The sequence below is a fragment of the Pseudomonas sp. LAIL14HWK12:I10 genome (genome assembly GCF_900184205.1).
GTDB classification, from domain to species: domain Bacteria; phylum Pseudomonadota; class Gammaproteobacteria; order Pseudomonadales; family Pseudomonadaceae; genus Aquipseudomonas; species Aquipseudomonas kermanshahensis.
In genome coordinates, this window is record NZ_FXWU01000023.1 from 3,536 (window position 1) to 18,087 (window position 14,552).

At 61.6% G+C, this 14,552-nt stretch carries 10 protein-coding genes; 7 read left to right on the top strand and 3 right to left on the bottom strand.

What is annotated here, in order from left to right; all coding sequences use genetic code 11:
* Positions 1-1,277: retention module-containing protein (locus tag QOS90_RS27200; RefSeq protein WP_283600576.1), on the bottom strand; the 1,277-nt coding region annotated here is incomplete at its 3' end.
* A 349-nt stretch (positions 1,278-1,626) separates the two neighbouring features.
* Here QOS90_RS27200 and QOS90_RS27205 point away from each other — a divergent pair.
* The 3 genes from QOS90_RS27205 to QOS90_RS27215 are packed head-to-tail and all read left to right on the top strand — an operon-like array spanning position 1,627 to position 6,531.
* Positions 1,627-2,964, top strand: a complete 1,338-nt coding sequence (locus QOS90_RS27205) for a TolC family outer membrane protein (protein WP_085274406.1) — start codon at positions 1,627-1,629, stop codon at positions 2,962-2,964.
* Between the two features lie 44 nt (positions 2,965-3,008).
* Positions 3,009-5,165: a type I secretion system permease/ATPase gene (locus tag QOS90_RS27210; RefSeq protein WP_085274405.1), complete on the top strand. Its 2,157-nt coding sequence runs from the start codon at positions 3,009-3,011 to the stop codon at positions 5,163-5,165.
* A 7-nt stretch (positions 5,166-5,172) separates the two neighbouring features.
* Entirely contained in the window at positions 5,173-6,531 is a 1,359-nt protein-coding gene (locus QOS90_RS27215; RefSeq protein ID WP_027595479.1) for an HlyD family type I secretion periplasmic adaptor subunit, read from the top strand.
* A gap of 114 nt (positions 6,532-6,645) precedes the next feature.
* Here the strand turns inward: QOS90_RS27215 and lapD are convergent, their stop codons facing one another.
* Positions 6,646-8,592 carry a cyclic di-GMP receptor LapD gene (gene lapD / locus QOS90_RS27220; protein ID WP_085274404.1) on the bottom strand — a complete coding sequence of 649 codons (1,947 nt, stop codon included), beginning with the start codon at positions 8,590-8,592 and terminating at the stop codon, positions 6,646-6,648.
* A gap of 10 nt (positions 8,593-8,602) precedes the next feature.
* Positions 8,603-9,364 (bottom strand): cysteine protease LapG, encoded by a 762-nt coding sequence (gene lapG / locus QOS90_RS27225; protein WP_172960332.1) that lies wholly within the window; start codon positions 9,362-9,364, stop codon positions 8,603-8,605.
* Positions 9,365-9,569: 205 nt separating this feature from the next.
* Here lapG and QOS90_RS27230 point away from each other — a divergent pair, with 205 nt between their 5' ends.
* From QOS90_RS27230 to QOS90_RS27245, 4 genes are all read left to right on the top strand, one after another.
* Positions 9,570-10,259, top strand: coding sequence for a GntR family transcriptional regulator (locus QOS90_RS27230; RefSeq protein ID WP_027595476.1), 690 nt, complete (start codon positions 9,570-9,572; stop codon positions 10,257-10,259).
* Between the two features lie 115 nt (positions 10,260-10,374).
* Entirely contained in the window at positions 10,375-10,878 is a 504-nt protein-coding gene (locus QOS90_RS27235; RefSeq protein WP_027595475.1) for a sigma-70 family RNA polymerase sigma factor, read from the top strand.
* A complete protein-coding gene (locus tag QOS90_RS27240) occupies positions 10,875-11,846 on the top strand; it encodes a FecR domain-containing protein (protein WP_085274403.1) in 972 nt (323 codons plus the stop codon). The genes QOS90_RS27235 and QOS90_RS27240 overlap by 4 nt, the downstream gene beginning before the upstream one ends.
* A gap of 172 nt (positions 11,847-12,018) precedes the next feature.
* Complete coding sequence (locus QOS90_RS27245; RefSeq protein ID WP_085274407.1) at positions 12,019-14,433, top strand: TonB-dependent siderophore receptor; 2,415 nt, start codon at positions 12,019-12,021, stop codon at positions 14,431-14,433.
* Positions 14,434-14,552 lie beyond the last annotated feature (119 nt).

A 14,552-nucleotide genomic window follows, 5' to 3' on the forward strand; every position in this document is an offset into this window, starting at 1 on the left:
GCTTCAACGGTGATGGTCTGGCCGTTCGACAGGGTCACAGTCACCGGAGTCTGGGCAGGATTGCTCAGGGTCACGGTGTAGGTGATTACGCCGCCTTCAGTCACGCTTGGCGACGCAGTCAGGGTCGCGGTAGTAACGTCGACCGAGTCATTGATCGTGGTCTCGGCCGGCGCAGGGTTAGGCGTCAGTTGCTCGAAGTTACCGCCAGTAGCACCAGTGATGGTGGTGCTAACGGTCGAGCCATTGTTGTAAACGTCATTGGCCGGCGTCTGGAAATCAACACTGCCCTGGCTCTTGCCAGGCTCAATGGTGATCGTCTGGCCATTGGACAGGGTCACGGTAACCGGCGTCTGGGCAGGGTTGCTCAGGGTCACGGTGTAGGTGATCACGCCGCCTTCGGTCACCGAAGGGGTGGCGGTCAAGGTCGCCGTGGTGGTGTCGATGGTATCGGTAATCTGCGTAACCGCCGGTGTTTGCGGCAGGGTCACGATCAGACCGTTACCACCGGTGGTGCCGGTTACGGTGGTCGAAATCTGACCACCGTCGATGTAGGGGGTGTCATTGGCCGGGATGGTGACGTTGACGCTACCGCTGGTCTGCCCTGCCGGAATGACGATCACTGCGCCGTTGGCCAGGGTGACGATCAGGTTGGACGTCGGCGCCTGGCCAACTGTCGCGGTGTAAACGATTACGCCACCCGCTTCGGTGATGGAAGGGGTGGCGTTGAGTACAAGGGCGGTGGAGACGTTGGTCTCCGTTGTGGGCGGAATGACCTGGTTGTTGTTGCTGGTGTCCACCGCGCCAACGTCTTCATTGTCCAGCGCTGCGGCAAAGCCCAACGGGCCGGTCGGGAAGCCGATGCTCGGGTCGACCCGGCCTGCGGTCTCCTCAAGCATGACGAAGCTGTGGCCACCGCCCAGCGCACCGCCACCGCCCGCCGCTGCCGGGCCTGCTGCGGTAGCTTCAAGCTCGGTGGTCGGGTCGACACCCGCGGCGATCGCCTGCTGCAGCTCTTCAACCGACGGTGCAGCCTGCGCAGTGGCCTGGCTCAAGTCGGCGCTGCTGTAAGGCGCATCCGCGCTCCACTGGCTGTCACGGCCCAGGTCGAGCATACGGCCGTCGGCCAACTCGAGGGTTACCGCGCCGCCTGGGCCGGTGAGGACTTCCTCACCCGCCAACAGGCGGTCACCTTCGATGAGTACACGCCGGATGCCCTCTGGGGATACCGCAATAACCTGGCCGACAATGCTTTTGACGATGGCTACAACGCTGCTCATTGGACTCTCCGTGTGACCCGATTGGGGTACTTCCCTGCCAGAGCGGCGCTCTTGAAAGCCACTTCAGGCGGAACTGTGTCGATTGATGTGTTGACGATTTTGACGTCAAAATTCCGTCTATAACTGTTTGGAATTAACTATCTGCCAAACTATTGACCTTATACTCGCCATCCTAAACAATCGGCAATGTAATGTCACATTGATATTTGCACCTTTGCCACCCCTTCCTTTAGTACTAATCCAGTGCCCGTCGGAAGTTCGCTCATCGGTCAGATCAGGTGCCATTTTCCAGGCCCTGAAAACCTCAACCGTGATTCAGGACAACTGCGCCTTCGGGAACCCGCCAAAAATGCGTGCGTCACTGTTTACCGTTCTTCCCATCACCCTAGCCGCCACGTTCGTACAAGCACAATCCTTGCCCGAAGCCATGCAAACAGCCCTTGAGCGACACCCGGAAATCCAGGCCGGCGTGAATGCTCGCGTGGCCGCGGATTACCAGCTGCGCGCGGCCCAGGGCGGCTACTTGCCGAGGGTCGATGTAACGGCGGGCTATGGGCGCGAAGGTACCGATAGCCCGAGCACCGGTAACCGCTGGGACACACTAAACAGAGGTGAGTCAGCAATCCGTCTTCGCCAAATGGTTTTTGACGGTTTTGCCACGTCAAACGAAGTCGACCGTCAACAAGCCACCGCCAACGCCCGGGCCTACTCCCTGATGGGCACCTCCGAGCGCACCGCACTCGACCTCGCCCAGGTGTATCTGGATGTGCTGTCGCGCCGCGAGATGGTACGGCTGGCCGAAGACAACCTGAGCAACCACGAACGTATTCTGGATCAGATCAAACTGCGCACCAGCCGCGGCGTCGGCCGCCTGGCTGACCTGGACCAGGCCGAGGCACGCCTGGCGCAGGCGCAAAACAACTTGATCACTGAGAAGACCAACCTGGCCGATGCCAGCACCAATTACCTCAGCGTCGTCGGCCAGATGCCCGATGAATTGAGCGCACCGGCGCCGTTCATCGACCTGCTGCCGGCCACGCTGGAGGAAGCCCGCACACAGTTGGTAGAAAGCAGCCCGGTGCTGCGCTCGGCCGAATCGGACGTTGCCGCCGCAGAAAAACAGTACGAGGCCGCAAAGTCGTCCTTCTACCCGCGTTTCGATGCAGAACTCGGACGAACGGCGGATAACAATATCGACGGCACAGCAGGCCAAAACAGCGAATGGCAGGCTATGCTGCGAATGAACTTCAACCTGTATGCTGGCGGCAGCAACAAGGCAGACCTGGAGTCCAAGTCGTACCTGTCCAACCAGGCGCTGGATATCCGCAACAATGCCTTGCGTCAGCTCAATGAAGAGTTGGGCCTGGCATGGAATGCTCAGGAGAACGCCAACGCCCAGTTGCCGATCGCCCAGCAGTACGTCGATCACAGCAACCGTGTGCGCAGCGCCTACCAACAGCAATTCAGCCTGGGCGAGCGAACCCTGCTCGACTTGCTCGACAGCGAGAATGAAACCTTCACTGCCCAGCGTCGCCTGGTGGAAGTGAAGAACATACAATTGTTTACTCAGTATCGAATCAAGGCGACCATTGGCCAACTGCTCAAGAGTCAGGGTGTCGTAGCCCCGATGGCCACCGTTGTGCAGAACGATCTGAAACCAAGGGTGAGCCTGCCAGGCCTGAACTGAAGCGCACCCTGCCCCACCCACCGCAAGGATGAAGAGAGCGCCGCGTGGAATCCGAAGTCAGTCGAGTCCAACTCAGCCACGATCCACGCAGTCAGCATGACGATCCCTTGCTGGATAGTCTGCTGAGCCTGTGTGTCCTGCACCAGAAACCTGCAAGCCGGGTCATGCTGACCACCGGCCTGCCGCTGCCCGCGCAGCGCCTGAGCCCCGAGCTGCTGCCCCGTGCGGCGGCCAGGGCCGGCCTGCAGGGGCGGCTGCTGCAGCGTAAACTGGAGCAGATCCCCAGTATCGCAATGCCTGCCATGCTGTTGCTCAAGGAGGGCCGCAGCGCCGTCCTGCTGGGCTGGGAGAATGAAGACACCGCACGCCTGCTGCTCAGCGAGAGCGATGGTGGCGAGGTGCACGTCAGCCGCGAAGCGCTGCTCAGTGACTACAGCGGGCGTGTGTTCTTCGCCCAGCCGCAGCACAAGTTCGACGTCAACCACGGCAACCTCATCCCGCGCGCGAAATCCTGGTTCCGCGACACCTTGCTGCGCAGCAAATGGCTGTATATCGACGCCATCGCCGCCAGCCTGGTGATCAACCTGATCGCCTTGGCAGCGCCGCTGTTCGTCATGAACGTGTATGACCGGGTGGTGCCCAACCAGGCGACCTCGACCCTTTGGGTGCTGGCCGTCGGCATCGCCGGGGCCTACTTCTTCGACCTGATCCTCAAGGGCCTGCGCGGCCTCTGCCTGGACTTGGCCGGCAAGAAGACCGACCTGATCATCTCGGCGACCTTGTTCGAACGTATCGTCGGGATGTCGATGAAGTACCGCCCGGCGCGGGTCGGCAGCTTTGCCCAAAACATCCATGAGTTCCAGGGTTTACGCGACTTCCTCGCCTCTTTGACCCTGACCAGCCTGATCGACCTGCCGTTCACGCTGCTGATCCTCATCGTCATCGCCATCATTGGCGGGCACCTGGTGTGGATCCCGATCATCGCCTTCCCGCTGGCCCTGGGCATCGGTTACGCCCTGCAACGGCCGCTGATGGCGACCATGGAGCGGACCATGGCCCTGGCCTCGGAACGCCAGTCGAGCCTGATCGAGACCCTGGCAGGCCTGGATGCGGTCAAGGTCAACAACGCTGAAAGCGAGCGCCAGTACATGTGGGAACAGACGCTCGGCACCCTCAGCCGTCTGGAACTGCGCGTGAAGGTGCTGTCGAGCCTGGCGATGAACATCACCCTGCTGATCCAGCAACTGGCTGGCGTGGCGATGATTTGCGTCGGTGTCTACATGATCATCGACGGCAACCTGAGCATGGGTGGCCTGGTCGCCTGTTACATGCTCAGCGGCCGTGCCCTTGGCCCGCTGGGGCAGCTCAATGGTTTGCTGGCCCGCTATCAGCAGGCCAAGGTGACCATGGTCTCCACCGACCACATGATGGAGCTGCCGCAGGAACGCAACTTCGAAGAGCGCCCACTGAGCCGCCGGGTGCTGCAGGGCAGCATCGAGTTCCGCGGGGTCGACTTCACCTACCCTAACCAGCAGAACCTGGCCCTCAAGAACATCAACCTGACCATTCGCCCCGGCGAGAAGGTGGGCATCATTGGCCGTAGCGGTTCGGGCAAGAGCTCGTTGGCCAAGCTGATCGTTGGCCTGTATGAATCCGACGGCGGATCGCTGCTGGTCGATGGCGTGGATATCCGCCAGATCGACGTCAGCGAGCTACGCCACAATATCGGCTACGTGCCCCAGGACATCCAGCTGATGGCCGGCACCCTGCGCGACAACCTGGTCAGCGGCGCCCGCTACATCGAAGACGAAATGATCCTGCAGGCCGCAGAGCTGGCAGGTGTTCATGAGTTTGCCAGGCTGCACCCTGACGGCTATGAGCTGCAGGTGGGCGAACGTGGCCAGAACCTCTCCGGCGGCCAGCGGCAGAACGTCGCCCTGGGCCGTGCATTGCTGCTCAACCCACAGATCCTGCTGCTCGACGAACCGACCAGCGCCATGGACAACACCGGTGAAGAGCGCCTCAAGCAGCGCCTGCAGGCGGTCATCGAAAACAAGACGGTGCTGCTGGTGACCCACCGCGCCTCGTTGCTGTCGCTGGTGGACCGGCTGATCGTGATCGATCGCGGGCAGATTGTCGCCGACGGCCCGAAAGCCGCGGTCATGGATGCGCTGAAGAAGGGGCAGATCAGTGTTGCATAAGCTCGATATGGGGCAATTCAAGGATGGCCTGCGGCGCTACTTCAAAGGCTCCGACTCGCTTGGCGGGCAGCCACTGCCTGAGGTCAACAAGGCGCTGATCGAGGACGCGCCACGGGTGGTTCGCCTGACCATCTGGGGTGTGATCGCGTTTTTCGTGTTCATGATCGTCTGGGCCAGCGTTGCGCCGATCGATGAGGTCACGCGCGGCGAAGGCAAGGCCATTCCGTCGTCCAAGGTGCAGAAGATCCAGAACCTTGAGGGCGGCATCATCGCCGAGATCTACGCCAAGGAAGGGCAAATCGTCGACGTCGGCCAGCCCTTGCTGCGCCTGGACGAAACCCGCTTCGCCTCCAACGTCGGTGAAACCGAGGCCGACCGCCTGGCCATGGCGCTGCGGGTCGAACGCCTGAGTGCCGAGGTCGAAGACCGCCCGCTGAAAATCGATGAAGAACTGCGCAAAGCAGCGCCCAGCCAGGCAGCCAACGAAGAGTCGCTGTACCTGAGCCGGCGCCAGCAACTGCAGGACGAAATCGGCGGCCTGCAGCAGCAGTTGGTACAGCGCCAGCAAGAGCTGCGCGAGTACACCTCCAAGCGCGCCCAGTACGCCAACAGCCTGCAACTGCTGCGTCAGGAAATCGCGATGTCCGAGCCGCTGGTGGCCCAGGGCGCGATTTCCCAGGTCGAAGTGCTGCGCCTGCGCCGTGCCGAAGTGGAGAACCGTGGCCAGATGGACTCCACCGCGCTGGCCATCCCGCGCGCCGAGGCGGCCATCCGCGAAGTGCAGAGCAAGGTCGAGGAGACCCGCGGCAAGTTCCGTAGCGAGGCGCTGACCCAGCTCAACGAGGCCCGCACCGAGCTCAACAAGGCCACTGCCACCAGCAAGGCGTTGGATGACCGGGTACACCGCACCATGGTCACCTCGCCGGTACGCGGTATCGTCAAGCAGCTGCTGGTCAACACCATCGGCGGGGTCATCCAGCCGGGTAGCGACATCGTCGAAGTGGTGCCGCTGGACGACACACTGGTCATCGAGGCGAAGATCCTGCCCAAGGACATTGCCTTCCTGCACCCTGGGCAGGAAGCGACCGTCAAGTTCACTGCCTATGACTACACCATCTACGGTGGCCTGAAGGCCAAGCTGGAACAGATCGGTGCCGACACCATCACCGATGAAGACAAGAAGACCACGTACTACCTGATCAAGTTACGCACCGACCGCAGCCACTTGGGCACCGACGAGAAGCCGCTGCTGATCATCCCCGGGATGGTGGCGACGGTGGATATCATGACCGGCAAGAAGACCATCATGAGCTACTTGCTGAAGCCGATCATGAAGGCGCGTTCGGAAGCCTTGCGCGAGCGTTGAGTCTTACGCAATCCCGGTAGGAGCAGCCTTGTGCTGCGAAGAGGCCAGTGGCAGTACCGTGAATCTTCTGTGCTGCCACTGGCCTCTTCGCAGCACAAGGCTGCGCCTACCCGGTCAGCGCCAGGGTGCGGGCTCACCCACCAACTGCCCCTGAATACCGCCCACGCCCATTTCCCGCAGCACCAACCTTTCCCCTTCCGTCTCGACCCGTTCAGCAATCAACGGCAGGTCGATGCTGTGCGCCGCGCGCTGTATCGCTTCGATGAACAGGCGCTTGTGTTGTTCATGGTCGATGTTACGGATATAGCTACCATCGATCTTCAGGTACGCAAGGCCCAGGTGCGCCAGGTTGCCAATCATGCTGAACCGCCCGCCAAAGCGCTGCAGCGCCAGCCCGAAGCCATGCGCGTGCAGGCGCCGGGTCAGCTGTTCGAGGGCTGACTGTTCGGGCAATTGCTCTTCGCCGATCTCGAATGTCAGGCGTGGGCCCAGCGCCGCATGCTGGCTCAACAGCTCGTAGACGCGTTGCAGCGCTTTGGGGTCGGCCAAGGTTGCAGCGGACAGGTTCAGCGCCAGCACCTGATCATGAGTGCGCAGGTGGGCAAGCACCTTTTCCAGCACCAGCAGATCCAAGCGCGGCATCCAGCCAAAGCGCTCCAGCCAAGGCAAGAAGCGCCCGGCCGGCAATGCCTCGCCCTGCTCATCGTGCAAACGCGAGATCACTTTGTGGTGCAGTACCCGTTGCCCTGTGGCGCAGTCCACCACCGGCTGGAAGAACAGTTCGAATTGCCCATTGACGAAGGCCTGGTCGAGCCGCTCATGCCAAGCATGATGGCTATCACCGGCCACCGCGGCCGCACCCTGTTCAAGGCACACCCAGCCCGGCGCCGGCTGGTTTTCGGCACGCGCCAGGGCCTCGTCGGCGAGCTTCAGCAATGCCTGTGGCGCATCGCCGGGGGTGAACGGCGCAAGGCCGATGCATGCCACCGGGTCGACATCACTGGCGCCCGTCTCGTGCAGGCTCTGCAGTGTCGCCTCCAGAGCCTGGGCAAGCTGTACCGCTTCTTCATGCACCATGCCCGGCGCCAGCACGGCGAACTCGCCCCCACGGCTGCGCGAGATCAGGTCTTTGGTCTCCGGGTAGCTGGCACAGGTGCGGCGCAGCTGCTCACCCACTGCCTGCAACAGCTGATCGGTGCGCTGCCCGCCCAGGCGCGCGTTAAGGCCTGCCAGGCCCTGAACCCGCAGCAACAGCAAGTAACCGGCGCGCGCCTCTTCCAGGTTGCTGACGCGCGTATTCAGTTGCATCTCGAAGTAGCGGCGGTTGGACAAGCCGGTGAGGCTGTCCTGGTAGGACTCTGCACGCAGCCGCTCACTGCGCTCGGCCTGCTCAGTAAACAGTGCCTTGAGCTTCTCGACCATCTGGTTCATTGCCTGCACCACACGGCGCAGCTCAGGGGTGCGCGGCAGGTCTGGCAGGCTGAGGAATTCGCGCCGGGCGATGGCATGGGATTGCTCGACCATGTAATCCAGCGGCCGCAATTGCCGACGCAGCAGCAAGGCGCCGAGCACCGCGCTGGCGGCACCGCACAGCAACAGCCAGCCCAGGCTGCCCAAGGCACTCTGCCAGAGTTTGGCAATGGCGAACATCGGATGGCTGATCACCTCCACCCGCGCCGCCTGCTGCCAGCCACGGCTAACGATGGCATCCCCACCTGCGGCTTCAAGGCCGATGAGGTGGACGAACCAGGCCGGCACACCCCCCGGGTCGGGCTCGGCGTGGCGCTCCACCAGCACGGCATTGGAGCCCAGGTCGACAACCTTGATGCTCGCATAGTAGCCACTGTCGAAGATCGAGCTGACCATCAGTTCGACCATCGCCGGGTCGTCGATATTAGGCGTCAGCGACAGCGCCAAGGCAGTGGCCGCGTCCTGGGCGTGCGAACGCAGCTGGTTGACGTACTGGCTGCGCGAGCTCTCCAGGCTGACCATGAAGCTGCCGCTGAAAGCGACCACCAGGAACAGGCAAATGGCCAACAGCAATTGTTTGAACAGTGACATCTGTGCTCCTTCAGTAAACCGGCTCGGCCGGGAACCCTTCGGCCTGCATTTTCTTCAGCAAATCCTGCCAACGTGACAGGCGCTTGGTATCGCCGACCTTCTTGTTGCCGGCGGCGCCAGTCAGCCACAACCCCTCGCCATTGAAGGCGTACACCGGCAGCAAGTCGGGGCGCTGGCTCGCCGGCTTGATGGCATCCATCAGGCTGTCGAGCACCAACGGCTGAGCCTGTGGGCTGGCATAATAGGTCAGTACCATGTGCGCCCGGTTCTGCCGCAGCGCCTTGACGTAGGTGATGCGCAGCTTCTCGCTAGGGATGCCCATACGTCGCAGACTGAAATACTTGGCAATAGCGTAGTCCTCGCAATCACCGGCCCCCTTGATCAGGGCCTGGACCGGCGTGGCCCAGTAATCGACCTCATGCCACAAGTCGATGTCTTCGACGTAGCGCAATTGCTGGTTGAAGAAGCGATTGACCACTTGCAGCCGTTCCAGCTCACTGCCCTGCTTCTGCGTGGCCATCAGGTTCTGCCAGGCGTCGATACGCCCCTGCCCCGCGCCAAGCGGGCCATACAGCGCCTGCGACTGGCGGCTGATCTGGGAAAAATCCCAGTCCGCGTGCAAGCCGCCCAGTAGCAAGCTACCCAGCAGCGCGGCAAGGCCGACACGTCGCACAGCCGTTTTGAACATCCAGGATATCGCCACTGCGAAGACCTGTTCAGACCCGTCGAAAGCAGCGATGGTGCGGCCTGCCCGTGCAAAAAACAATGGCACCCTGCAATCACGCAGCCAATGGTCGGGCCATACTGACTTTATGGCTATCTCGTTCTATGTACCGCTTCCTTTGCCAAGCGACTTCATACACCATAGCCGCGGCCTTGGGTCGGCCGCTCCAGTGCGGTCGACGGTTTGACAAGCCCCCTTGCCTGTTACTAGTGTCATTGGATCCAACTTTTCTTATCGTCGAGGCAGACTCCGCGTGGCCGAGAAAATCAAACTGAGCAACGTGCTGGCTAGCGAACAGCTATCCCCACACATGGCACGTGCTGTTATCGAGGAGCGCCTGCGCAGCGCCATTCTTGATGGTCGTCTGCCGCCAGGTACTGCCGTGCGTCAGCAAGAGCTCGCCACCTTGTTCGGGGTCAGCCGCATGCCCGTGCGCGAGGCCTTGCGCCAGCTCGAGGCGCAATCGCTGCTGAACGTGGAGATGCACAAGGGCGCAGTGGTTGCGCCCTTGATTGGCGAAGACGCGGTGGACACCTACGCCCTGCGTGTTCTGCTCGAAAGCGAGGCCCTGCGCCAGTCCATTCCGTTGCTCGATGCCGATGACATCGCCCGCGCACGTGGGTATATCCAGCAACTGGAAAACGAAACCCGTCACGCCGAAATCGGCCGCCTCAACCGCCTGTTCCACATGGCCCTGTATAGCAAGGCGCCGAACAAGAAGTTACTGCGCCTGATCGAGAACGAACTGAACGAAGAAGAGCGCTTTCTGCGCTTCCATCTCTCGTCGATGGGGCTGGGCAAGCTCACCCAGGACGATCACAACGCGCTGGTGGATGCGGCCAGCGACAAGCTGGTGGATGAAGCGGTCGCGGTGCTCGAGCAGCACTTGAACTCAGGGGCGCGTGTTATCAGGCAGTATCTGGATTCACAGCTAGGGCGATAACCGGTTCTGAGCGGGATAGCCGTTCGCCCGACATCAGCCTGTTGCAAAATAAACGGGCTCCGCAAACAATGAGACTAATTATCATTTATGTCCATTGAAGCCAGCGCCCTCCTCCATGCCTTCCAATGACTCCGTGCAAACGCTCTACAGTGACCACCACGGCTGGTTGCATGCCTGGCTGCGTAGCAAGCTGGGTAACGCCGCCGATGCCGCAGACCTGGCCCAGGACACGTTCGTCCGGCTGTTGCAGCGTGGCGAGCAGGTACAGCTCAATACGCCCAGGGCCTTCTTGCGCACCGTGGCACGCGGGCTGGTGATCGATCACTGGCGCCGTGAAGAATTGCACCGGGCTTACCTTGAAGCCTTGGCCCACCTGCCGGAAGCATTGGCACCCTCGGCGGAAACCCGCGAGGTGCTGCTCGAACTGCTGGAGCGTATCGCTCGCATGCTCGATGGCCTCAAGCCAAAGGTGCGCCGCGCTTTTCTGCTGGCCCAGTGCGAAGGGCTGAAACACCAGGCGATCGCCGAGCAGATGGGTATCTCGGTGCGCACTGTGGAGCGCTACATTGCTGATGCGCTCTACCATTGCTACCTGCTGCGCTTTGAAGACGAGCGATGACAGCCGCCGCCCCCCCTTCCGCCAAAGCGGTCAAGCAAGCCATTCAGTGGATGCTCAGGCTACGCGAAAGCGGCAATAGCCCCGTGCTGCTGCAGCAATGCGAGCAGTGGCGTAGCGCACGGCACGAGCACGAACTGGCCTGGCAACGGGTGGTTCACCTGCATCAGGACCTTGACCTGCGCGCCATCCCCGGCGCGGGGGTTGCCCTACAGACCTTGGAAACCAGCCAGCGGCGCCTGCACCGTCGCCAGGCGCTCAAGTTGCTTGGCTGCGCCGCCATGGCGGGCTCGGCGACATGGCTGGCGAAAGACCTCGATACCGTCAGCGGCTGGACTGCGGACTACGCGACTGCCACGGGCGAACGGCGCAGCTTCCGGCTGCCCGATGGCTCGCTGATGCAACTCAACACGCACAGTGCGGTAGACCTCGCTTTCGACGATCAGCAGCGCTTGCTCCGCCTCCAGCATGGGGAGCTGATGCTCACGTGCAGTGACGCACCGAACCAGGCTCGCCCTCTGCTGGTACAGACGCAAGATGCCCTGCTCGAAGGTTTCGACGGGCGCTTTGTGGTGCGCCAGGAGCGAGACTGCACGCAGGTCAGCGTCAGCCACGGCAACGTGGCGATACACCGGCCGGGGAACGGCCAGGTGCAGTGGATTGCCCGCGGCCAGCACTGGCGCCTGGACGCCCAGGGCGCACAACGCCTGGAGAGCGTGGCCATGGACCCAGCTGCCTGGAGCGAAGGGCTGATCGTTACCCGCGACATGCGCTTGCGCGACTTTCTTGAACAGGTGAGCCGTTATCGCCACGGCTACCTGGGTTGCAGCGATGAGATTGCCGATTTACGCCTGTCAGGTGTGTTCCGCCTCGAGGACCCTGAGCAGCTGCTGCAATTGCTTCCACAAACGCTGCCGGTGAGGCTTCGTCAACGCACGCTCTGGTGGATACGTGTGGAGCAGGTTGCCTGACCTCACCCAAGCGCTGATCTTTTTGGCGGGTTTTGGACGCCGATCCGGCTAGGACAGTAAGCATCGTCTTCTGCCCTCCCACCCTTCAACGGACTCTTTCATGCCCATCGCCTCACCACACACACGCGCGCCAAACGAGAATGATTTTCGACCTGTCTTGAATTCAGCCACTCTGCGCAAAGCAGTCCAGGCAGCTTTGTTCGGCACAGCCTTGGGCATGTCCACCCTGCCCCTCCAGGCTCTGGCCGCCGAAGCGCCCCAGGTTAGCCAGCAGTACGCGATCCCGGGTGGGGAACTCAACGATGTACTCAACCAGTTTGCCCGCCAGGCGGGGATCACCCTGTCGAGCACGCCGCAGTTGACCAACGGGTTGCAGTCCAATGGCTTGCAAGGGCATTACTCGCCTGATCAGGCCCTGCGCCAACTGCTCAATGGCAGCGGCCTGGAAGCCGTCAGCCAGGGTGGGCACAGCTACGTGCTGCGGGCCCAGCCTGAAGAGGCCGCATTGTCGTTGCCAGACACCGACGTGCGCAGTTTTACCCTGGGTAATGCCCTGGGCAGCATGGACGGCTACAACGCCACGCACAGCCAGGTGGCCACCAAGACCAGCATGCCGTTGGTGGAAACCTCACAGTCGGTTTCAGTGGTCACCCGTCAACAGATGGACGACCAGGGCTCGCAGACCGTTGCCCAGGCCATGCGCTATACGCCAGGTGTACTGACCAACCCCTATGGCGCCACGCACCGCTACGACTATGTGGCCATGCGGGGCTTCAACGACGGCTCGGTAGACAACATCTACGTCGATGGCCTGAAATCCATGGGTGACAACGGCACCTACAGCACCATGCAAGTGGACCCGTACTTCCTTGAGCGCATCGACATCCTGAAGGGGCCGTCTTCGGTACTCTATGGCCGCAGCTCCCCAGGGGGCCTGGTGGCACTGACCACCAAGAAGCCACTGTTCACGCCATTCCATCAAGTGCAGGCCACAGTCGGCACCCAAGGCCAGCGTGGCATGGGTTTCGACTTCAGCGGCCCAGTTGATGACGACAAACGTATCGCCTATCGCCTGACAGGTTTGGCCGATAGCGCTGATACCCAGTTCGACCACAACAAGGAAGAACGCTACGCCATAGCACCGGCTGTCAGCATCGACTTCACTGAAGACACATCGCTGACGCTTCAGGCGTATCTGCAGCATGACCCGAATGGTGGGTACCACGGCGGTAACCCGGCAGACGGCATGCTGCACAAGCGCAACGGGCTGCGCCTGTCAGACCACTTCTTTGAAGGCGAGCCTGGGATCGACAACTACGAACGCACCCAGCAGTCGTTCAGCTACCAGTTCGAGCACCGTTTCAACGACGTGTTCACCGCCCGACAGAACTTCCGCTACCAGGATTCTGACGTTTCGATGGACCAGGTGTATTCCGCTGGCTGGGCAGATGCCGACAGCAATATCCTCAACCGCGCCTACACCGGCGGCGACGAGCGCCTGCACTCCTACATCATCGATAACATGCTGCAGGCAGAGTTCTTCACCGGTGCTGCCAAGCATACCTTGCTGCTTGGCACCGACTATCAACGCCGCAAAGCCGACGTGGAATGGCGCTACGGCACGGTCGATGCGCTGGATGCCGGCAACCCTCAATATGGCAATGGCAACCTGCAGGTACTCGGCGAGAACCGCTACCAGCGTCGCCTGCAGCAGACAGGGGTGTATTTGCAGGACCTGGTCGAGCTCGACCAGTGGCGCTTCTCGCTGGGGCTGCGTCAGGACTGGGTGAAGGTCTCCGAAGAGAACCGCGACAGCAACACCAAGGTCAATGACGAGCGCACCAAGTTCACCACCCGAGCAGGCGTGCTCTACTTGTTCGAGAATGGCCTGGCGCCTTATGTCAGCTACTCGGAGTCGTTCAACCCCAATACCGTGTCCGACCAGAATGGCCGCCCACTGGCGCCAACCGAGGGCACCCAGTGGGAAGCAGGTATCAAGTACCAGCCGCCAGGCAGTGACAACCTGTTCACCGCCTCGGTGTTCCGCATCGAGCAAGAGAACCTTGCCTCCAAACAACCGAACGAAGAGTTCTATCGCCCTGTGGGTGAAGTTCGCTCACAAGGGCTGGAGCTGGAGGCCCATGTTCAGCTGACTGATAACCTCAAGCTGTTGGGCGGCTACACCTTTACCGACATCGAGTATGCCAAGACGATGCCGAGCCTGGTGTCGACCCAGTTGGACAACAAGGGTAATTCGCCCACCCAGGCACCCAAGCAGATGTTTTCGCTGTGGGCCGACTACAACTTCCGGCAGGGGGCGCTGGACGGCCTGCGGCTGGGCGGCGGGATGCGCTATGTGGGGTATAGCTGGGTTGATGCGGAAAACAGCATGAAGGTGCCCTCTTACACGCTGTTTGACGCTTCGATCGGGTATGACCTGGGCAAGGTCGGCCTCACCGGGGTGGATGTGCGCCTGAATGCGAACAACCTGACCAACGAAAGCTACATCACCTCATGTGCCAGCCTGAACTACTGCTACATGGGTGAAGAGCGAAACGTAAGCGCTACAGTCAGCTATCAATTCTGACCGGAAAAGACAAAGCCCCTGTCTGCATCGCAGACAGGGGCTTTGGGTTTGAATCTTGACGATGACCTACTCTCACATGGGGAAACCCCACACTACCATCGGCGATGCATCGTTTCACT

Bases quoted from the DNA above. Each gene is read 5' to 3' on its own strand.
- QOS90_RS27240 (WP_085274403.1), top strand. From the start codon at position 10,875: ATGACAGCCGCCGCCCCCCCTTCCGCCAAAGCGGTCAAGCAAGCCATT.
- QOS90_RS27215 (WP_027595479.1), top strand. From the start codon at position 5,173: ATGGGGCAATTCAAGGATGGCCTGCGGCGCTACTTCAAAGGCTCCGAC.
- QOS90_RS27205 (WP_085274406.1), top strand. From the start codon at position 1,627: ATGCGTGCGTCACTGTTTACCGTTCTTCCCATCACCCTAGCCGCCACG.
- QOS90_RS27235 (WP_027595475.1), top strand. From the start codon at position 10,375: ATGCCTTCCAATGACTCCGTGCAAACGCTCTACAGTGACCACCACGGC.
- lapD (WP_085274404.1), bottom strand. From the start codon at position 8,592: ATGTCACTGTTCAAACAATTGCTGTTGGCCATTTGCCTGTTCCTGGTG.